The 19,980-nt window shown below is 60.3% G+C and carries 15 protein-coding genes; 8 read left to right on the plus strand and 7 right to left on the minus strand.

Annotated features, from left to right (window positions below; genetic code table 11):
- The first annotated feature begins 68 nt into the window (after nt 1–68).
- The 3 genes from DW195_RS04660 to DW195_RS04670 all read left to right on the plus strand — a co-directional run bounded on the left by DW195_RS04660 (nt 69) and on the right by DW195_RS04670 (nt 3,871).
- Entirely contained in the window at nt 69–1,229 is a 1,161-nt protein-coding gene (locus tag DW195_RS04660; protein WP_117770120.1) for an MFS transporter, read from the plus strand.
- A 120-nt stretch (nt 1,230–1,349) separates the two neighbouring features.
- A complete protein-coding gene (locus DW195_RS04665) occupies nt 1,350–2,528 on the plus strand; it encodes an acetate/propionate family kinase (RefSeq protein WP_118205994.1) in 1,179 nt (392 codons plus the stop codon).
- A 164-nt stretch (nt 2,529–2,692) separates the two neighbouring features.
- Nucleotides 2,693–3,871 (plus strand): acetate/propionate family kinase, encoded by a 1,179-nt coding sequence (locus tag DW195_RS04670; RefSeq protein WP_117820680.1) that lies wholly within the window; start codon nt 2,693–2,695, stop codon nt 3,869–3,871.
- Nucleotides 3,872–4,219: 348 nt separating this feature from the next.
- Here the strand turns inward: DW195_RS04670 and pta are convergent, their stop codons facing one another.
- Nucleotides 4,220–5,200 (minus strand): phosphate acetyltransferase, encoded by a 981-nt coding sequence (pta, locus tag DW195_RS04675; protein WP_006234296.1) that lies wholly within the window; start codon nt 5,198–5,200, stop codon nt 4,220–4,222.
- A 231-nt stretch (nt 5,201–5,431) separates the two neighbouring features.
- Between pta and glf the strand changes: the two genes are divergently transcribed.
- Both glf and DW195_RS04685 read left to right on the plus strand, forming a co-directional pair.
- Nucleotides 5,432–6,634, plus strand: coding sequence for a UDP-galactopyranose mutase (glf, locus tag DW195_RS04680; protein ID WP_118094540.1), 1,203 nt, complete (start codon nt 5,432–5,434; stop codon nt 6,632–6,634).
- Complete coding sequence (locus DW195_RS04685) at nt 6,627–7,658, plus strand: glycosyltransferase family 2 protein (protein WP_022094096.1); 1,032 nt, start codon at nt 6,627–6,629, stop codon at nt 7,656–7,658. Before glf ends, DW195_RS04685 begins: the two co-directional genes overlap by 8 nt.
- A 373-nt stretch (nt 7,659–8,031) precedes the next feature.
- On the opposite strand, the gene DW195_RS04690 is transcribed toward DW195_RS04685, so the two are convergent.
- The 3 genes from DW195_RS04690 to DW195_RS04700 all read right to left on the minus strand — a co-directional run bounded on the left by DW195_RS04690 (nt 8,032) and on the right by DW195_RS04700 (nt 10,254).
- Entirely contained in the window at nt 8,032–9,033 is a 1,002-nt protein-coding gene (locus DW195_RS04690; protein ID WP_118205995.1) for a P1 family peptidase, read from the minus strand.
- 100 nt (nt 9,034–9,133) lie between these two features.
- The gene (locus DW195_RS04695) at nt 9,134–9,715 is read right to left on the minus strand and encodes a nucleoside triphosphate pyrophosphatase (RefSeq protein ID WP_117766176.1); all 582 of its coding nucleotides are present in this window, start codon (nt 9,713–9,715) and stop codon (nt 9,134–9,136) included.
- Entirely contained in the window at nt 9,712–10,254 is a 543-nt protein-coding gene (locus DW195_RS04700) for a DJ-1 family glyoxalase III (protein ID WP_118205996.1), read from the minus strand. Before DW195_RS04700 ends, DW195_RS04695 begins: the two co-directional genes overlap by 4 nt.
- Nucleotides 10,255–10,880: 626 nt before the next feature.
- Here DW195_RS04700 and DW195_RS04705 point away from each other — a divergent pair.
- From DW195_RS04705 to DW195_RS04715, 3 genes are all read left to right on the plus strand, one after another.
- Nucleotides 10,881–11,861 carry an EamA family transporter gene (locus DW195_RS04705; RefSeq protein ID WP_117583935.1) on the plus strand — a complete coding sequence of 327 codons (981 nt, stop codon included), beginning with the start codon at nt 10,881–10,883 and terminating at the stop codon, nt 11,859–11,861.
- Nucleotides 11,862–11,983: 122 nt separating this feature from the next.
- Nucleotides 11,984–13,414 carry a 6-phospho-beta-glucosidase gene (locus DW195_RS04710; RefSeq protein WP_117638211.1) on the plus strand — a complete coding sequence of 477 codons (1,431 nt, stop codon included), beginning with the start codon at nt 11,984–11,986 and terminating at the stop codon, nt 13,412–13,414.
- 31 nt (nt 13,415–13,445) lie between these two features.
- The gene (locus tag DW195_RS04715) at nt 13,446–14,894 is read left to right on the plus strand and encodes a PTS transporter subunit EIIC (RefSeq protein ID WP_118205997.1); all 1,449 of its coding nucleotides are present in this window, start codon (nt 13,446–13,448) and stop codon (nt 14,892–14,894) included.
- 175 nt (nt 14,895–15,069) lie between these two features.
- On the opposite strand, the gene DW195_RS10690 is transcribed toward DW195_RS04715, so the two are convergent.
- From DW195_RS10690 to ppk1, 3 genes are all read right to left on the minus strand, one after another.
- Nucleotides 15,070–15,414 (minus strand): IS3 family transposase, encoded by a 345-nt coding sequence (locus DW195_RS10690; RefSeq protein ID WP_370215086.1) that lies wholly within the window; start codon nt 15,412–15,414, stop codon nt 15,070–15,072.
- Between the two features lie 120 nt (nt 15,415–15,534).
- On the minus strand, nt 15,535–16,863 hold the full coding sequence (rlmD, locus tag DW195_RS04725) for a 23S rRNA (uracil(1939)-C(5))-methyltransferase RlmD (protein WP_118205998.1): 1,329 nt from the start codon (nt 16,861–16,863) through the stop codon (nt 15,535–15,537).
- Nucleotides 16,864–16,949: 86 nt separating this feature from the next.
- Nucleotides 16,950–19,397 carry a polyphosphate kinase 1 gene (gene ppk1, locus DW195_RS04730; RefSeq protein WP_233540818.1) on the minus strand — a complete coding sequence of 816 codons (2,448 nt, stop codon included), beginning with the start codon at nt 19,395–19,397 and terminating at the stop codon, nt 16,950–16,952.
- Between the last annotated feature and the right edge of the window lie 583 nt (nt 19,398–19,980).

The following is a 19,980-nucleotide window of genomic DNA, read 5'->3' on the forward strand; positions in this document are numbered from 1 at the left end:
GCTGACAGCTTTGCCCTCATGCTTTTCCAAGATTTCGATTTAGATTGCTGACTCTTGGAGGGCGGAGCATGAAAAACCGTACGGTTTTGCTTTATATGACGTTCGTTTTTCTGTCGAACTTCAGCACTATTTTGTATTTTCTGACGGTTTACCTTGAATTCGTCGGATTCTCGATAGTGGCGATTTCTAGCATGATGATTGCATATCAAGTGAGCAAGTTCATCCTCGAAGTTCCCACTGGCTATATTGCTGATAGGTTTGGACGAAAGGCAAGCGGTCTCGTTGGCGTCGTGGGGATGCTTGGATACTACGCCGCCCTGCTTCTCGTCCGTTCCCCTCTGCTTTTAATCGGTGCGTTCGCTCTCAAAGGTTTTGCCGTTGCATGTCTGAGCGGATCCATAGAAGCGATTTACATTGACAGCGTCTCTCAGGACCAGCTCGTAAGACTTAATGTCGTTGAGCGATTTGTTTTCTATGCCTCTTATGCCATCTCCGCTTGCGTGGGCGGTTTCATTTCGTCTGTCGGTGCATATCTCATTGGTCTTTCGGCAGATATCATCGCAATGGTGTTGACGTTGGTTGTCGTTGTCTGCATTCCTGAGATGCGAAGAGGGGGCACTGCGGGGGCACCTGAGCGTGGAATTAGCCCGAAGATGATCGGTGCCGCTATTGCGTGTAATGGCATTCTTCGTTCAGCGTTCATAATGGACTGTTCTCAGGCATTTGCTTTTGTCGCCCTGGAAGACTTTTTCTCACTGCTGCTTGCGGGCCGCGGAATGAATTCCGTCGCTTCGGGTGTGACCATTGCGGTCCAGCTCCTTGCCTCGGCCTCCATGGGGCTTATTGTGCCCAGTGTGATTGCTCATGTCGACAAGGGCCGTTTTGCGCGTATTTGCGGCATCATTCGCTTAGTATTGACAGCTTTGTTTTTGATCCCCCTTACTCCGGCTAATTTGCTGCCCGTGTTCTATGTGCTGCAGACGGTTGCGTACTCGTTGTTTGCCCCAATCAAATACTCAGTTTTCCAAAATGCTGCCGACTCATCGATGCGCTGTTCACTGATTTCGGTTCAAAGCCAGATGGTGGCGGTGGGTGCCGTTCTTTTCTATCTGCTTAACTCTGTGCTGAGTAGCGTTGCGGGCATTCGAGTCGTATTGCTTGTTGCGCTCGGGATTTCTTCCCTGGTGTATATCCCCGCGCTATTTCGTCTTACAAGTCAAAGGCCATGAGTATTTAGGCACCGATAACTTATATATCAACGCAATAAACCCGAGCGCGAGGGCGTTTGGGTTTATTATTAAAGCGTATGTAACCTGGCGGCGCCACACCGCCTGTTAGTAGGGAGTCACATGAACGTTCTGGTCGTCAACGCGGGATCTTCGACCCTTAAGTATCAGGTCATCGACACCAAGTCCCACAAGGTGTCCGCAAAGGGCTCCTGCGAGCGCGTCTGCTTTACCGGCGGTACCTTCACCCACGCTGCCAACGGTTCCAAGAAGGTGACCGAGAACATCGAGTTCCCCGACCACAAGGTCGCCATCGAGGTCGTCCTGAAGGACCTCGAGGCCAACGGCGTCAAGATCGAGGGCATCGGCCATCGCATCGTTCAGGGCGGTTGGTACTTTGGCGATTCCTCCCTCGTCGACGAGGACGTTCTCGCCAAGATCCGCGAGGTCGCCCCGCTGGCGCCGCTCCACAACAACCCCGAGGCCAACGTTATCGAGTTTTGCCTGGAGCAGTATCCCGACCTGCCCAACGTCACGGTCTACGACACCGCTTTCCACTTCAACATGCCCGAGGTCGCCAAGACTTACGCCTTGCCCAAGGACGTCTGCGACAAGCTGCACATCCGTAAGTACGGCGCCCACGGCACCAGCTACCGCTACATCTCCAAGAAGGTTGCCGAGATGACCAACGGCGAGGCCCGCAAGGTCGTCGTGTGCCACATCGGTTCCGGCGCTTCCCTGTGCGCCATCGAGGACGGCAAGTGCATGGACACCACCATGGGCTTGACCCCGCTCGACGGTGTCATGATGGGCACCCGCTGCGGCTCCATCGACCCGGCTACCGTGTGCTACCTGCAGCGCGAGGGCGGCTACACCTTCGACGAGGTCGACGAGATGATGAACAAGAAGTCCGGCCTTTTGGCTGTGACCGGCGGCAAGACCAACGACTGCCGCAACGTCGAGGAGCTCGCCGCCGCTGGTGACCCCGATGCTCAGCTCGCTTTCGACATGTTTGTCTACAAGATTGCCGCCAAGGCTGCCGAGATGGCTACTTCCATGTGCGGCATGGACACGCTGGTCTTCACCGCTGGCATCGGTGAGCACGCTCCGGCCGTTCGTGCCGGCGTTGCCGACCGTCTGGCCTTTATGGGCGTCAAGATGGATCATGCCCGCAACGCCCTGCGTGGTGACGGCGCTTGGTGCCTGTCTGCCAAGGATTCCAAGGTCAAGATCTTCGTCATCCCCACGGACGAGGAGTTCATGATCGCTTCCGACGTCGAGCGCATCGTCAACGGCAAGTAATTGCAAGAGGGGAGGGGCTGGACGACCGAGCGCCGTTCGGCCCCTCTTTTGTGCTCGTTGGGCGATATGCTTGATAGCTATTTATCAAGTTGTGATAACTTCTTATTAAAATGCGGCCGCCTTAAGGGGTCTGCGTCGACCGTATTGCACTGCAAAGGAGTCTCATGAACGTACTTGTTGTCAACGCCGGCAGCTCAAGCCTTAAATATCAGCTTTTGGATACCGATACCCGAGAGGTTTTCGCCAAGGGCAACTGCGAACGTATCGGTTCGGACATGGGCATCTTTGGCCACTCCGAGAACGGTGGCGCCAAGCAGACCGAGGAGGTCCCTTTCCCCGATCATCGCTCTGCTATCGCTCGCGTGCTCGAGGAGCTCGAGAAGACCGACTTTACGATTGATGGCATTGGCCATCGTATCGTTCAGGGCGGCTGGCACTTCGATGATTCCGCAGTTGTCGACGACGAGGTTATGGCCAAGATTCTTGAGGTGGCACCGCTTGCTCCGCTGCACAACTACGGCGAGGCCGCAGCAATCGAGTATTGCCGCGAGAAGTATCCGGAGCTGCCCAACGTCGCCGTCTTCGATACCTCGTTCCACATGACCATGCCCGAGGTTGCCTATACCTACGCGCTGCCCAAGGACGTGTGCGACAAGTACCACGTGCGCAAGTACGGCGCCCACGGCACGAGCCACCGCTATGAGTGGATGATGGCCAAGGAGATCCTGGGTTCGCGCTGCCACCGTCTGCTTTCGTGCCATTTGGGTAACGGTGCTTCGCTCGCTGCTATCGAGGACGGCGTGTGCCGCGACACCACGATGGGCCTCACGCCGCTCGACGGCCTGATGATGGGCACTCGCTGTGGTTCCATTGATCCTGCCACCGTGTGCTACCTCCAGCGCGAGGGCGGCTACAGCTATCAGGAAGTCGATGACATGATGAACAAGCAGTCTGGTCTGCTTGCCATCTCGGGCATCTCCAACGACGCTCGCGACATCCGTACACGCGCCTCCGAGGGCGACGAGCGCTGCCTGCTCGCCTTCGATATGTTCGCCTACAAGGCCATGCAGCAGGCTGGCTCCATGATCGCTTCCATGGCGGGCGTGGACACCATCACCTTTACCGCCGGCATCGGCGAGAACGACTGGTCGATCCGCAAGGCCTTCTGCGACTGCTTTGAGTGGCTGGGCGTACGTATCGACAACAACAAGAACCGCGAGGCCGTGGGCAACGGCCCGCAGGTCATCAGCGCCGCCGGTTCCGCCGTCACGGTCATGGTCATCCCCACCGACGAGGAATACATGATCGCCCACGACGTCGAGCGTCTGACCAAGAACAACTAACGCGCGCATTTGCAAGTAAACGAAAGGCCTCCAGAGCAACAGCTCCGGAGGCTTTTTTGCTAGCAGGCGGAAATTCCAGTCCTAAAGAGATCATCATCAGCAACGCCTGCGCTCCCAGCAACGGCACCCAACCATTCAGATCCTCAGCTCTAGCTCGTAGCCAAGCCGCCGTCCACTCCAGATACCCTGACTGCCACATGGCGGCAGGGACCCTACAGGGTAAAGCTCTGAAAACTTTCCGCAGGACGCATGAAACCCCCGCCGCACGAAGTGCGCAGCGGGGGTTTCATGCATGTCCGAGGACGTTTTCAGAGCTTTACCCTGTAGGGTCCCGAGGGGATACGTCCGCTACTCAGCCATCTGAGCCTGGACGGCGGTGATGGCCACGACACCCACGATGTCGTCGGCAGAGCAGCCGCGCGAAAGGTCGTTAACCGGCTTGGCGATGCCCTGCAGGATGGGGCCGTAGGCGTCGGCGCCGGCGAAGCGCTGGACCAGCTTGTAGCCGATGTTGCCGGCCTCGAGGTCGGGGAACACAAGCACGTTGGCCTTGCCGGCAACGGAGGAGCCGGGAGCCTTGAGCTGGGCGACGGTGGGGACGATAGCGGCGTCGAGCTGCAGGTCACCATCGATGGCGAGCTCGGGAGCCTTCTCCTTGCAGAACTTCACAGCCTCCTGGACCTTCTTGGCGACCTCGCCGCCAGCGGAGCCCATGGTGGAGTAGGAGAGCATGGCCACGTGCGGCTCAACGTTGCCCATGAAGGTGGACCAGGAGTGAGCGGAGGCGATGGCGATCTCGGAGAGCTCGTCGGAGGACGGGTTGATGTTGAGACCGCAGTCGGCGAAGATCAGCGTGCCGTCGGTGCCGAACTGCGGGGTATCGGTGCACATCACGAAGAAGGCCGAGACCAGCTTGGTGCCCGGGGCGGTCTTGAGGATCTGAAGCGCAGGGCGCAGGGTGTCGGCGGTGGAGTGGCAGGCGCCGGAGACCAGGCCGTCGGCGTCGCCCATCTTGACCATCATGGTGCCAAAGTAGGTGGCGTCCATCACCTGGGCGCGAGCCTGCTCGATGGTAACGCCCTTCTTGGCGCGGAGCTCGGCAAACTTCTGCGCGTACTCCTCGTGCTTCTCGGCATTGCGCGGGTCGATGACGGTAGCACCGGGAACGTTGATCTCGTCGGGGTTGCCCAGGATGACGATCTTTGCCAGGCCCTCCTCGATGATTTTGGTGGCCGCGACGATAGTGCGCGGATCTTCGCCCTCGGGCAGGACGATCGTCTTAAGGTCGGCCTTAGCGGCAGACTTCATACGGTTTAGGAAATCGCTCATGTTACTCCTTACAAGCGTTTTGCTAAGCTCCAGGCGCCCGGCTGTTCACGAATAAACCCGCTGCTAGCGGGTTTACCTTTCAAATTTGTACGCCGCGGTGCTTGAGCTTTCCTTGTGTGGCAAGCTCATTATAGGACGCATTAGCGCTATAATCGCTCTGATAAATATGTCTCGAAGAATGTTCGAGAAAAGCCCAGCTAACGAGCCCGTGGCTTTTGACAAGGAGTATCGATGCAGATTACCTCAGGCCTGCCTGAAGGCTTTAACGCCGGCGCGTACGACATGATTGTCGTCGGTGCTGGATATGCCGGTGCCGTTTGCGCCCGCCGTCTTGCCGAGACCATCGGCTATCGTGTTGCCGTTTTGGAGCGCCGTAGCCACATTGCGGGCAATGCCTATGACTGCACTGACGAGGCCGGAATCCTGATCCACGAGTACGGTCCGCATATCTATCACACCTTTAACGAGCGCGTGCACAATTTCCTGTCGCGCTTTACCAAGTGGACGGATTATCAGCACAAGGTGCTCGCCAACATCAACGGTACCCTTATGCCCGTGCCCTTCAACCATGCGAGTCTCAAGCTCGCCTTTGGTGACGAGCGCGGCGAGGAACTGTATCAGAAGCTCGTGGAGACCTTTGGCAAGGATGTCAAGGTGCCCATCATGGAGCTGCGCAAGAAGAACGACCCCGACTTGGCCGAGGTCGCCGATTACGTCTACGAGAACGTCTTTTTGCATTACACCATGAAGCAGTGGGGCCAGACGCCCGACCAGATCGATCCCTCGATCACTGGCCGCGTTCCCGTCTTTGTGGGCGACGATGACCGCTACTTCCCGCAGGCTCCCTTCCAGGGCATGCCGCAGGAGGGCTACACGGCGCTCTTTGAGCACATGCTCGACCACGACCTAATCGACGTGTTCTGCGACGTGGACGCCCGCGATCTCTTTGAAATCGACGAGACCACCGTCAAGATCGATGGCAAGGTCTACGGCGGCGAGATTGTCTATACCGGTCCTCTCGATGAGCTGTTCAGCCTCGACTTGGGTGCGTTGCCGTACCGCACGCTCGATATGAAGTTCGAGACGCTCGATATGGACCAGTTCCAGCCCGTGGGCACCGTCAACTACACCACGAGCGAGGACTACACGCGTATCACCGAGTTCAAGAACATGACCGGTCAGGTCCTGCCCGGCAAGACCACCATCATGAAGGAGTACTCCAAGGCCTATACGCCCGGCTCGGGCGAGACGCCGTACTACGCCATTCTTGAGCCCGAGAACCGTGAGCTCTATGAGCGCTATCTTGAGCGCGTCCAGAACCTGACGAACTTCCACCCGGTGGGTCGTCTGGCCGAGTATCGTTACTACGATATGGACGCCGTGACCAATTCCGCCCTCGATCTTTCGGATGAGATTATCGCCTGCCATGCATAAAGTCATAACATTCGGTATTCCCTCGTATAACGCCGCCAAGGACATGGACCATTGCATCACCTCCATCTTGGAGGGGAGCAATTACGCCACCGATATCGAGATTATCGTGGTGGACGACGGCTCCAAGGACGAGACGGCCGCCAAGGCCGACGAGTGGGAGGCCCGTTATCCTGGAATCATCCGCGCGGTGCACCAGGAGAACGGCGGTCACGGTATTGCCGTCCTTTCGGGTCTGCGCGAGGCGCAGGGCACCTACTACAAGGTTGTTGATTCGGACGACTGGCTTGACGGCGCTGCCCTTTCGACCATGCTGTCGATTCTGCGTGGCTTTGAAGAGCGCGACCAGCGCGTTGACCTGTTTATCTCGAACTACGTGTACGAGAAGGTTTACGAGGGCACGCATACCGCTATTGGCTACAAATTTGCCCTGCCACGCAAAAAGATCTTTTCCTGGGATCAGATCGGTCATTTCCGCCTGGACCAGAACCTACTCATGCACAGCCTGTGCTATCGCACGGATGTGCTGCGCGAGTCCAACCTTCCCATGCCGCCGCACACGTTCTATGTGGACAACATCTACGCCTACGTGCCGCTGCCGCGTTGCAAGACCATGTACTACGCCGACATCGACCTCTACCGCTACTTTATCGGTCGCGAAGGTCAGAGCGTCAACGAGGCAACGATGGTCAAGCGTCTGGACCAGCAGTTCCGTGTTACGCGTATCATGATGGAGTCGTACCACCTGTACAGCGATGTCGAGTCGTCGCGCCTGCGTTCGTACATGATGGGCTACTTCACCATGATGATGGCGATTTGCTCGGTGCTCACCAAGCTTTCTGAGGAAGATTGCGCCGACGAGCGCCTAAAGACGCTGTGGAATGATTTGAAGGCCTACGACGAGCGCATGTATCGTCGTGCCCGCTACGGCGTGGTCGGGTTCTTCACCAACCTGCGCGGACGGGCCGGAGACAAAACCACACTCGGCCTATACCGTCTTGCCTCAAAGATCTTCAAATTCAACTAGCTGCTGAGTAATCGCTGCTGATAGGTTGACTGGGCCCCTTGGCCTTTAGTTTGCTACTGCGAACAGTCCTGCTCGCACGGAAGGCACATTTAGTGCTTTCCAGCTCGTGCGGAACTTGTATCAAACTAAAGGCCAAGGGGCCTCTGCTATAAGAATCAATTGTCAGGCTGTCTGAATTTGAAGATCTTAGACGCGCGGTACACAGGGGCCTGGGCTGAAAAGAATCTGGTTGGTAGGTTGCCCGGCGGGGCTTGGTTATGTTTGTCGCGAGTTCCGCATGCAAAGAAGGCCACTTAATGTGGCCTTCGTCTTGCATAGGACTGTAGAGCAGCAAACGTAACGCCCGCCCGCCTCCGACCGGCGGTCGAGTGGATTACTTCGCGGCGCCGGGGATGCCGTGGGAGGTTTTGGCGTTTTTTGCTCCGTTTACGATGGCAGTTTCCAGGGCCCTTACTGCGAGCATGCCCAGCAGGTCTAGGGGAACGGCGGCGCTTGCCTGGGCGCCCAGTTTGCCGCTGGCGAGGGTGTAGATGGTGTCGCCGTCGTTGGTGGTGTGTGTGGGGCGGATGGCGTGTGCGTAGGCGTCTGCGGCCATCTGGGAGACCTTGGTAGCCTGGGCCTTAGTGAGCTCCACGTTGGTGACGATGCAGCTGATGGTGGTGTTGGTGCGGTCGAGCGGCATCTGCATGGATCCGGCGGCAGCAAAGGCTGCGAGTTCCATGTCGACGATCTGGTCGCTATCGGCGGCGGCGCGCATGCCGGCGACCCACTCGCCGGTGAAGGGGTCGACCACGTTGCCGCAGGCGTTGACCGAAACCACGGCGCCTACCTTAACGGGACCGAGCGCCACGGCGGCAGCGCCAAGGCCGGCTTTCATGCAGGTGGTGGGCCCCATGAGCTTTCCGACGGTGGCACCCGTGCCGGCACCTACATTGCCCTGTTCGAGCGTGGTGGGGGTGTTGTCGAGTGCCTCGCGCACGGCGGCGATGCCGGCTTCAATGTCGGGGCGAACGGTGGGATCGCCAAAGGCGAGGTCGAAGATACAGCTGGAGCACACGATAGGCACCTGCGTGGGGCCGACGGGAAGGCCGATGCCGCGGCTCTCGAGTTCGCGGGCCACGCCACTTGCGGCTTCGAGGCCAAAGGCCGATCCGCCCGAAAGACAGACGGCGTGGACCTTATCGACGGTGTTCTCGGGACGCAGCAGGTCGGTCTCGCGCGAAGCGGGAGCGCCACCGCGTACGTCAACGCCGCCGGTGGCACCCTCGGGCGCCACGATTACGGTGCAGCCGGTGCCAGCCTCCTCATCCGTATAGTTGCCAAAGCAAAAGCCATCGACGTTGCAGACATCGATGGCTTCGAGCAGTGTGTCCATATTATCTCCTATCGGTTTTCCGCCGGGCCTTATGCCCGGTCGGGATCCGTACGGTACGCCAAAATTGTAGGCGCTGGGGGATACCCAGCGCCAGATGCAATTACGAGAGTTTTTGAATCGCGCGCGCGACGCGAGCGATGGGTAGGCCCACCACGTTATAGAAGTCGCCCGATATATCATGCACGAGCATGCGTCCTCCTGTGCCCTGAATGCCGTAGGCGCCAGCCTTGTCCATGGGCTCACCCGAGGCGACGTAGTGCTCGATCTGTTCGTCGTTGAGCTCGTAGAACGTCACGTCGGTCACATCGACAAAGGACAGGCTCTCGGCGGCATGTGGGGCGGCCGTATCGCCTGCCTTAACGATGCAGACGCCGGTTGCGACCTGGTGCGTGCGGCCCGAAAGCTCACGGAGCATGGTACACGCCTCGTCCTCGGTTGCCGGCTTGCCCAGAATCTTGCCGTCAAAGGTGACGATGGTGTCGGCCGCGACCGTCAGCTCATTGGGCTCGGCATGCTCGGCGGCAACGGCGGCGGCTTTGGCGCGTGCTAAGCGTTCAACGAGCGTAAGCGGGGCCTCGCCATCAAATGGCGTTTCGTCGATATCGGCAGGAATGATGCGAATGTCATAGCCCGCCTCGCGCATCAGCTCGATGCGGCGCGGTGATTGCGAAGCCAAAATCATAGCTGAATGCCCTCGGCGACCTTCTCGACGGCCTTGTCGCCGGCGAGCGTGCGCAGCAGCTCAAGCGCAAAGGGGAGCGACTGGGCCATGCCGCTGGCGGTGATGATGTTGCCGTCTTGCGTAACCTTCTCGCCGGTATAGGCGCCTTCGGGGAAGCTCTTCTCAAAGCCAGGGAAGCACGTGGCGTGGCGCCCCTCGAGCAGGTCGAGCTCACCCAGGATAAACGGGGCGGCGCAGATGGCGGCGACGTGCTTGGTCGCGGCGAACTCGCAGACCACGTCGCAGACGCGCTGATCGGCGCGCAGGTTGGTGGCACCGGGCAGGCCGCCGGGCAGCACGACGCAGTCGTACTCGTCAAAGTCGATCTCATCAAAGAGCGCGTCGCAGGTCACGGGGATCTGCAGCGAGCTTACGACCTCACGCGTGGGCATGATCGAGACGAGCGTGGCGCGCACGCCGCCACGACGCATGACATCGACCATGGTCAGGCATTCAATCGTTTCAAAGCCATCGGCGGCGAGAACGGCAACGCTGGGCATGAGGGTTCCTTTCATAGGCGGCATACAATTAGCCGTCTTATACCCCGAAGACCTCCGCTTGCCACGCTCGATTTCCCATTGTTTAAAAAGGGACGGGGCTATTTTAGCTACCCCACTTGCAGGGTAGCTAAAATAGCCCCGTCCGAATTAGCTACCCTCACCCATCCTCAACAATCTCAATCTGTAACATCTAGACCCACTTTTGACCCCTAACTGTTACAGATCAAGACAAACGGAAACCGCCCCGACAAAACGTCTAAATCTGTAACATCTACGGACCAAAACCGGGTCTTACTGTTACAGATCGAGACAGCCCCCAACAGCACCGCCCCGTTCGGGGAAACGACCGCTACAGGTACGGCGGGCAGAGGCTCACTTTTTTCTTCGGTTTTTCTTGACGGAATCTCACCTGTTGTAGTACTTTGTCCCAGTCTAAAAACGCGTGGACTTTTCTGGGCGCTAGCCACCTTTTTGCCACGCAACCGAGCAGTCGGTTGCGTGGCTTTTTTCGTCTTGGCAGCAGGTACCACATGCACCGCCAGAAGACCGCACGAGCCCACCTTCCGACTGCAGGGAACAGACGCACGAGACGTGCATCTGCAAGACAGCAGACGGAAGGGAGCCTAATGGCAGAAACAAACACAATCAAGCAACAGACCGCCGAGGCGGGAGCCGCGGGCGCGGGGCAGGTCAAGGCGGCGCTCCAGGTCTTTGCGGGCGGCGCCTGCTACGGCGCGATGGCCACGACCTACAAGCTCGCCTACGCCGCGGGCTTCACCTCAGCGCAGGTGGTGGCGAGCCAGGCGTGGTTCGGCTGCCTCTTCTTCGCCCTCGCCACGCTCGCAGGGCACGCACTCGGGCACCGCTGGCAGCGCGTGGGCTGGAAGCTCGCCCTCAAGCTCATGGGCCTGGGAGCCCTCACCTGCCTCACCTCAATCCTCTACTGCTACGCCATGAGCGTGCTGCCCGCCCCGGTGGCACTCACGCTCCTCTTCCAGTTCACGTGGCTGGGGCTCGTGTGGCAGACCGTCATGACGCGCCGGCCGCCGAGGCTCCTCCAAGTGGTCTCCGCCCTGGTCATCGTCTTCGGAACGGTGTTCGCCAGCGGCGTCTACAAGACCGGCATCACCGGGTACGACCCCGTGGCCCTGCTCTGCGCGCTGGGGGCGGCCGTGTCCTGCTCCCTCTTTGTCACCCTCTCCGGCAAGGTCGAGGCCCCCTGCTCGTCCGAGCAGCGTGGCGTCATCGTATGCGCGGGCTCCGTGGTCATGTCGCTCACGGTGTGTCCGGACTACGTCGTCTCGGGCGTCCTCGCCCAGGGCATCCTGCCCTTTGCCGTCATCGCCGGCTTCTTTGGCATGCTCTGCCCGGTCCTGCTCTTCGGCATGGGCTCTCCGCACCTGCCCGCGGGCCTGTCCACCGTCATGGCCGCCGCGGAACTCCCCGCCGGCCTGCTCATCGCCATGATCGTCCTCGGCGAGCCGCTCGGCGTCGTCGAGTGGCTGGGCGTCGCCATCATCCTCGCCGGCGTGTGCCTGGCACAGGTCCCCTCCCTGCTTGGAGGCCGGGAGGCACGTCGCGCCGCCGCAGGACAAGCCGTCAGCTAGTCACCCCTTCACAGGCGGCCCGCGCGCATCAGGGAAAGGGCCACGGGCCAGGCGCGCGAGGCCGCAAGGACGTTATAAAGCGTCCCCCGCAGAGATGGGGGCGCCAGAGAGAAGGAGGCACCATGCCATTTCCAAAAGGGTTCCTTTGGGGAGGAGCCACCGCCGCCAACCAATGCGAGGGAGGTTATGACGAGGGCGGCCGCGGCCTTGCCAACGTCGACGTCATCCCACACGGGCCGGAGCGCAACGACGTAAGCCGCGGCCTGAGGCGCATGCTCGACTTCGAGCCCGGGTACTACTACCCGGCCCAGACGGGCATCGACTTCTACCACCACTACCGCGAGGACATAGCCCTCTTCGCGGAGATGGGCTTTAAGGTCTTTCGCCTCTCCATCGCCTGGAGCCGCATCTTCCCCAATGGCGACGAGGAGGAGCCCAACGAGGCCGGGCTCGCCTTCTACGAGGACGTGTTCCGCTGCTGCCGCGAGCACAGGATCGAGCCCCTCGTGACCATCACGCACTTCGACTGCCCCATCCACCTCGTCAAGAAGTACGGCGCCTGGCGAAACCGCGCCCTCATCGAGCTCTACAAGCGGCTCGTGAAGGTGCTCTTCAACCGCTACCGCGGCCTCGTGCATTGGTGGATCACGTTCAACGAGATGAACATGATCTTGCACCGTCCCTTCATGGGTGCCGGCATCGTCCTCGAGCCCGGGGAGAATGCCCGCGAGGCCGAGTACCGCGCCGCGCACAACGAGCTCGTGGCGAGCGCCTGGGCCACCAAGATCGCCCACGAGGTCGACCCGGAGAACAAGGTTGGCTGCATGCTCGCCGCGGGAAGCTACTACCCCTACTCCTGTCGTCCCGAGGACGTCCGTGCAGCGCAGGTCAAGAACCAGGAGGACCTCTTCTTCGTGGACGTGCAGGCACGCGGGCACTACCCCGGCTACGCGCTCAAGATGCTCGAGCGCGAGGGCATCGACGTGGGCATGACCGCCGAGGACGAGCGCATCCTTGCGGAGAACACCGTCGACTTCATCTCGTTTAGCTACTACTCCTCGCGCTGCACCGCGGGCGACCCCGACTCCGTGGGCGGCGTCGCCGAGGGCAACGCCTTCGCCGGCGTGGAGAACCCCTACGTGCGCACGAGCGACTGGGGCTGGGTCATCGACCCGCTGGGATTCCGCATCACGATCAACGACCTCTGGGACCGCTACCAGAAGCCGCTCTTTGTGGTGGAGAACGGCCTCGGCGCCTATGACGAGGTGCTTCCCGACGGCACGATCGAGGACGACTACCGCATCGCCTACCTGCGCGAGCACATCGAGGCCATGCGTGACGCCATCGAGCAGGACGGCGTCGAGATGCTCGGCTACACCACCTGGGGGCCGATCGACCTCGTGAGCGCGGGCTCCGGCGAGATGGAGAAGCGCTACGGCTTCATCTACGTGGACCGCGACAACCTGGGCAACGGCACGCTCGAGCGCAGGCGCAAGAAGAGCTTCTACTGGTATCAACAGGCCATCGCCACCAACGGAGGCGACCTGGGCTAGCCGCCCGGGCAATATCACTAAGGAGAAAATAATGGCTGAAAAATACGACGATCTGGCCAGATCCATACTCGAGAACGTAGGCGGCACAGAGAACGTCGCCAGCGTCGCGCACTGCATCACGCGCGTGCGCTTCAAACTCAAGGACGAGTCCCGCGCCAACACGGCCAAGATCGAGGCCCTCAAGGGCGTCATCCAGGTCATCCAGGCCAACGGCCAGTACCAGGTGGTCGTGGGTAACATCGTCGAGGACGTCTACGACGCGGTCCTGGAGTCCGGCAACTTCTCGAGCGGCGCAAGCGCCGACGACGAGCCCCAGGGCGAGAAGACCGTGGCCTCCGTCATCATCGACCTCATCTCTGGCATCTTCCAGCCCATCCTGGGACCGCTTGCCGCCGCAGGCATCATGAAGGGACTGCTTGCCCTCATCACCTACTTCGTCCCGGACTTTGCAAACGACGGCCTCTACACGCTGCTCTACACCGTGGCTGACGGCTTCTTCTACTTCCTTCCCGTCGCCCTGGCGTTCAGTGCCGCGCGCAAGTTCCGCATGAACGAGTTCACCGGTGTGGCAATCGGCGTGGCGCTCCTCTACCCGACGATGGTCGCCCTGACCTCGGGCGAGGCGCTCGGCAGCATCGACCTCGGCGTGGCCGGCACGTTCTCGTGGTACGCCACCGCCCTCGGGATCCCCATCATCATGCCCGTGTCCGGCTACGTGAGCTCGGTGATCCCCGTCCTTCTCATGGTGTGGTTCGGCTCTATCCTTGAGCGCTGGCTCAAGAGCTGGATGCCGGCTGCGCTCAAGATGTTCCTTGTCCCGCTCGCCACGATGACGGTCTCCATCGTCTTGGGCTACCTCATCATCGGCCCGGTGGCCACCCTCATCACCAACCTGCTGAGCGCGGCATTCTCGTTCATCTTCCAGCTCCCCGTGGTTGGTTCCGTCCTGGGCAGCGCCCTGGTTGGCGGACTGTGGATGTGCCTCGTCATCTTTGGCTTCCACTGGAGCCTCATCCCCATCTCCATCATGAATCTGAACACCCTCGGCCACGACAGCGTGCTCGCCGCCACCATCGGCCACGGGTTCGCGCTCGGAGCGGTCATCTTTGCCATGTACCTCAGAAACAAGGACGAGCGCTTCCGCGGCATCGCCCTTCCCGCGATGATCTCCGCCTTCTTCTTCGGCGTCACCGAGCCGGGCATCTACGGCATCGCCCTCCCCAACAAGCGCGCGTTCGTCGTGGCATGCCTGAGCTCCGCCGTGGGCGGCGCCATCGTGGGAATGACTGGCGCTCTCATGTACATCTCGGGCGGCCTCGGCGTCTTCAACCTGCTCAACTTTATCGACGGGACCCCTGGTGGCGCCGGGATCTCCCACATGATCTTCGCGATCATCGCCTCGCTCGTCTCTGCCGTCCTGGCCTTTGTTATCGAGTTCATCACCTACCGGCCCAACGACGATGAGGAAGGCACCCGCTAGCCTGCGCCCTCCTCAATCAGCTCTATGTAATTGAGGGGCAGTTGAGGTGGGTGAGGGCCGAGGGCGATCAAGGTGGCCGCCCTCGGCCCGGGACAACCTGCCAGAAGGCGTTTAGCTTTCTCGGGCGGCGCTGAAATGAACTGCGCCCCGATACTTGGACGGGTCAATTAGCGGCCTATGCCGCACATGGGGACTGATTTCGGAACTCCTCCGGGGTCAGTCCCTTTTGCTTAACCCGCCTCCTCTTGTTCCAGTGAACGGTATAGGCTTCGAGGTCCCGCTTGAACTCCTCGAAGCTCCGCCACGTCCGGCTCCTGTAGAATTCGTCCTTCAGGCGCCCGGGCAGCAGCTCCGTCGCATGAGCTTGCCCTCGCACGCTGCCGGCCCCGGCCGGGTCCGGGCACCCTTCGGCCTCCCGCTGGCCTTCGGCGCGCCCGCACCCCCTGTCGCAAAGCTCTGCTGCAAGAGTCCTCAGCGTGGCGTCGTGCCTGACTCTCCCGTCCATAAAGAAGCCCCCCATTTCTAATGTCCAAGAAATGAGGGGGCGGTTCAATTTCGGGACGGGGATTAAATAATCATTCAGAACAATTTTTTATCCCCGTCCCAGAAAAATCATCGGGCGTGGTCTTGGGCAAACGGTCTAGTTACGCTTGAGGTGGACGACGGTTTCGCAGTGGAAGGTTTGCGGGAACAGGTCGACCGGTGTGATCTTGACGGGGGAGAAGGTGCCTTCCTCGACAAAGCGCTTAAGGTCGCGCGCCAGGGTGGCAGGGTCGCAGCTCACATAGGCCACGTCGCGTGCGCTCGTGCTGGCGATGAGGTCGATGGCCTCGGGTGCCAAGCCTGCGCGCGGCGGATCGACTACCAGGACATCGGCATCCTGGTCGGGGAACTCGCGCACGGCATCGCCGCCGATGACGTCGACGTTGTCGAGTTTGTTGATCTCGAGGTTACGGCGCAGGTCGCGCACGGCCGGACCGTAGGCCTCGACGGCGGCGACAAAGTCGCAGCGGCGGGCGAGCGGCAGGGTAAAGGTACCGGCACCGCAGTACAGGTCCACGGCCAGCTCGTCTTCCTGCGGGTCGAGCGCCTCCATGACAAGCTCGATCAAAATCTCGGCACCCTTGGTGTTGACCTGGAAAAACGACGGGGCCGAAAGGCGCATCTGGCCGTCGGCGATGTTCTCGGTCCAGGAGCCCTCGCCGGCGAGCATCTCAACCTTGGAGACGCGGCGGGCCTTCTTCTCACCCTTGCTCATAACGCGCACTATGCTCGTGGGGTGTGCAGCGTCTGCCAGCACGCGCGAGACCTGCGAGCGCGGAAACGAGCCCGTGGGCGTCCAGAGCGCGACTTCGAGCGCCTTGGTGCGACGCGAGGCGCGAATGCCCACGCGCTCCAGGCTTAGGTCGTGGCTCCCGCTCAGATAGTTGAGCGCGCCGACGACCGACTTGAGCGCCTTGGGAAAACGTTTATCGAACAGCGGACACGAATCGACGGTCACGATCTTGCTGGGATCGACGCCGTGCATGCCAAGACGAACGCGGCCGTTGACGACGGTCGGTTCGAGCTCAATTTTATTGCGGTAGCCCCAATCGTCCTTGGTCTGGCGGATGGGCTGCACCAGCTCGTCGACTTGCTCAGGGGTGAACTTGCCGATGCGCTCGAGCGTGGAGCGCAGGTTTTGCTCCTTGGCGGCAAGCTGAGCGGTGCGTGAGAGATTGCCCCACGAGCAGCCACCGCAGATGCCCACGAAGGGACAGGGAGGCTGGATGCGATCGGGGCTCGGCTCCAGAATCTCGGTGGCGCGGGCGCGCATAAACGATTTGCCGTCCTGCACGATCTCGGCCTCGACGGTGTCGCCCGCCACGGCGCCCTGCACAAATACGGCTTTGCCGTTGTCGGCATGCGCCAGACCGTCGGCGCCATACGTCATCGATTCTATGGTGAGCTTCATATTCCTGCCTGTCATTCGCGTTGTTGTCCGCAACCATGGTAGCAGGGAAAAGCGCCTCGTATCTGAGGCATTCCTCAAATACGGGGCGCTTCTACAAACGTCTATTTCGTCTTGCCGGTAATGAGCGTCTTAAGACCCAGGCCGATCAGGCCCAAGCCCATGCGCACGCGGCCGGGGCGATGGCGCTCGATGGCCTTGGTCTTGCCGGCGGGTTTCTCGCGGCGGGCGCTTGCATGGGGCGCGGACTTGACGGTCTGCGGCTGAGGCTGGGGCTGGGGCGCAGGCTCGGGTTCGGATTCCAGGTCGGGTTCAATGACGGTTGCCTGGACCTTCTGGACCTTGGGAACGTCCGTCTGGGGCTTGGGCTTGGGGCCCAGAACAGGTGCGGATTCCGGTTTTGCTTTGGCGACGGGCTCCGAAGCCACGGCTGCGGACTCGGCGTTGCGATAAGCGCGCTCCAACAGGAACTCCTGCGAGTTAAAGGGCTTCTCACCCTCTTTTCGCTCTACGGGAACCCAGGTGCCGTCGCTCGTCAGGCTACGTGCCTTCACGTTGTCGCGCAGCTGCACGCCCATGTACTCGTGCACCAGCGCGCGGCAGGTGGGGTCGAGCACGGGGAAGGCGATCTCTACGCGGTGCTCGGTGTTGCGCGTCATCATATCGGCAGAACTCAGGTAGATCATGTCCGAGTCCACGCCGAAGGCATAGACGCGCGCGTGCTCCAAGAAACGTCCGACGATAGAACGTACGTGCACGTTTTCGGTCTTGCCCGCAATGTTGGGCTTCAGGCACGAGATGCCGCGGATGATCATGTCCACGCGGACTCCTGCGCACGATGCCTCGGAGATCTTGTCGATGACCTCGCGGTCGGTCAGCGAGTTGAGCTTAAAGAACACGCGGGCGGGCTCGCCGGCGAGCGCACGTTGTATCTCGCGGTCCAGACCGCGCATGATGAGCGGCTTAAGGCCGACGGGCGCCACGCCCAAAAAGCGGTAGTCGCCGTGCAGGTTGCCCAGCGACAGGTTGCGGAAGAACAGGTTGGCGTCTTCGCCGATGCCGGGATGGGCGGTCATGAGCATAAAGTCGCTGTAGAGCTTGGCCGTCTTCTCGTTAAAGTTGCCGGTACCCAAAAGCGTGAGTCGGGTGAGCGCCATACCCTCGCGATAGGTAAGCTGGCAGATCTTTGAGTGGCATTTAAAACCCTCGGAGCCATAGATGACGGTGCAGCCCGCTTCTTCCAGACGCTCTGCCCACTCGATGTTATTTTGCTCGTCAAAGCGCGCGCGGAGCTCCATGAGCACCGTGACCTCTTTGCCGTTCTCGGCGGCGTCAATCAACGACTCGCACAGGCGGCTCTGCTTGGCCACGCGGTAGAGCGTGATGCGTAGCGAGATGCACTCGGGGTCGTATGCGGCCTCGTGTACCAGGTCCAGGAACGGATTCATGGCCTCGTAGGGGTAAAAGAGCAACTTGTCGCCCTGCAGCACCTGCTCACGAATGGAGCGGGACATGTCGATGGTGGGGTTGGGCTGCGGCTTAAACGGCGTAAAGAGGAGCTCGTTGCGCAGGTGCTCGGGAATTTTGCCCTCGATGCCAAAGACGTAGCCCAGGTCGAGTGGGATATCGCAGGTAAAAACCGAGCGGCGCGAAAGCTCGAGCGCTTTGCGGATGGTCTTGAGCGTCGCCTTCTCGAGCGAACCGGAGACGGCAAGCACCACCGGCTGCAGGCGCAAACGCTTTTTGAGGATGCGCTTCATGTGCTGGCGGTAATCCTCTTCCTCCTCGACGCCCTCGCCGTCCGGGTCGATATCGGCATTGCGGGTGACGCGGATCAGAGCGCGGTCGAGCGGCTTATAGGAGCCAAAGCAGCTGTCCAAGCAGGCAAGAATGACGTCCTCGAGCAAGATGTAGGAGTAGGTGCCGGCGGGCGAGGGAATCTCGACCACGCGGTTCATCGAGGCGGGAATCTCGATGAGGCCCAGCAGACTTTCCTCGTCCGTGACACCGTCCAGTCCGCAAGCTAGATAGAGTGCGCCGTTGCGCAGGTTGGGGAAGGGGTGGCGCGGGTCAATGACCAACGGCGAGATGACCGGCGACACGTAGGCCTGGAAGTAGCGGGTGACAAAGGTGCGCTCCTCGGGCGTAAGTGAATCGATGCGAGCGCGGTGAACGCCCAAGGCGTCGAGTTTGCCCTCGATGCTCTTGAAGATGGACTCCCAACGGGTAAGGAGTTCGGGCAGCTCTGCCATGACGGCATCGACCTGTTCGGAGGCGGTCAAATTGCTCTTGTTGTCCACGGGCTGTTTTTTGAGTTCTGCCAGGTCGGACAGGCCGCCCACGCGCACCATGAGAAACTCGTCGAGGTTGGACTCGAAGATCGACACGAACTTGAGGCGCTCAAACAGCGGGACGGTCTCGTCAAAGGCCTCGTCAAGCACGCGGTTGTCAAAGCGCAGCCAGCTAAGCTCTCGGTTTTGCGTATACGAAAAATCACGCGGCGGCTTGCGCAGCTTGGCGGCCTTTTGCTTCTTTTCGATTTTGCTCGGCATATGCATCTGTCCGTTCAGTCCCCGCAGGGGACGATAGCCTAACTCTATTCTATTGTCTCAATTTAGTTGACCGCTGGCACGGACGTATCGCGTGAACGGTATCTTTACCTATTTCTTACGATGCCCGGCCATAGAACTAACGCTCGCGACGCTATTGCTAGCGTTCAATATTCTCACTCAACTGATAGGGATGCGTGAATAAGAATGATGGTGAGCTGAATATCATCGAATTCGGTCCAAAACGTGAGCTAGCTTCATTTATATACATAAAACCGTTTTACCTATGCAATTCTGAATCATGGATTTATAGATGCGATGGGGGATAATTTATGGGAAAAAGAGCGTTTACCTTAGAAAAGTTACTTTAGAGCGCCGAAGTGCATCATGGGGGAATCACATGCGATATACCGTTCATCGCACTTTGTTGACCGTTCGGGGGCGAGGTGGAATTGCGGTTGGAATTTGGATATAACTAGAGCTGTCAGCAAGCAGCACCCGTTACGGAAGGGTGCTGAGAGATTCGGCCGAAAGGCCCGAAAGAAAGGTAGGAGGCCATGACGAAAGGTCTGCACGTGCCTTCCGA

The sequence above is a fragment of the Collinsella sp. AM17-1 genome, from assembly GCF_003470665.1.
Classification (GTDB): Bacteria; Actinomycetota; Coriobacteriia; order Coriobacteriales; family Coriobacteriaceae; genus Collinsella.

Bases quoted from the DNA above. Each gene is read 5' to 3' on its own strand.
- DW195_RS04685 (WP_022094096.1), top strand. From the start codon at position 6,627: ATGCATAAAGTCATAACATTCGGTATTCCCTCGTATAACGCCGCCAAG.
- glf (WP_118094540.1), top strand. From the start codon at position 5,432: ATGCAGATTACCTCAGGCCTGCCTGAAGGCTTTAACGCCGGCGCGTAC.
- DW195_RS04660 (WP_117770120.1), top strand. From the start codon at position 69: ATGAAAAACCGTACGGTTTTGCTTTATATGACGTTCGTTTTTCTGTCG.
- pta (WP_006234296.1), bottom strand. From the start codon at position 5,200: ATGAGCGATTTCCTAAACCGTATGAAGTCTGCCGCTAAGGCCGACCTT.
- ppk1 (WP_233540818.1), bottom strand. From the start codon at position 19,397: ATGCCGAGCAAAATCGAAAAGAAGCAAAAGGCCGCCAAGCTGCGCAAG.
- rlmD (WP_118205998.1), bottom strand. From the start codon at position 16,863: ATGACAGGCAGGAATATGAAGCTCACCATAGAATCGATGACGTATGGC.
- DW195_RS04665 (WP_118205994.1), top strand. From the start codon at position 1,350: ATGAACGTTCTGGTCGTCAACGCGGGATCTTCGACCCTTAAGTATCAG.
- DW195_RS04715 (WP_118205997.1), top strand. From the start codon at position 13,446: ATGGCTGAAAAATACGACGATCTGGCCAGATCCATACTCGAGAACGTA.
- DW195_RS04695 (WP_117766176.1), bottom strand. From the start codon at position 9,715: ATGATTTTGGCTTCGCAATCACCGCGCCGCATCGAGCTGATGCGCGAG.
- DW195_RS10690 (WP_370215086.1), bottom strand. From the start codon at position 15,414: ATGGGGGGCTTCTTTATGGACGGGAGAGTCAGGCACGACGCCACGCTG.
- DW195_RS04700 (WP_118205996.1), bottom strand. From the start codon at position 10,254: ATGCCCAGCGTTGCCGTTCTCGCCGCCGATGGCTTTGAAACGATTGAA.
- DW195_RS04690 (WP_118205995.1), bottom strand. From the start codon at position 9,033: ATGGACACACTGCTCGAAGCCATCGATGTCTGCAACGTCGATGGCTTT.
- DW195_RS04670 (WP_117820680.1), top strand. From the start codon at position 2,693: ATGAACGTACTTGTTGTCAACGCCGGCAGCTCAAGCCTTAAATATCAG.
- DW195_RS04705 (WP_117583935.1), top strand. From the start codon at position 10,881: ATGGCAGAAACAAACACAATCAAGCAACAGACCGCCGAGGCGGGAGCC.
- DW195_RS04710 (WP_117638211.1), top strand. From the start codon at position 11,984: ATGCCATTTCCAAAAGGGTTCCTTTGGGGAGGAGCCACCGCCGCCAAC.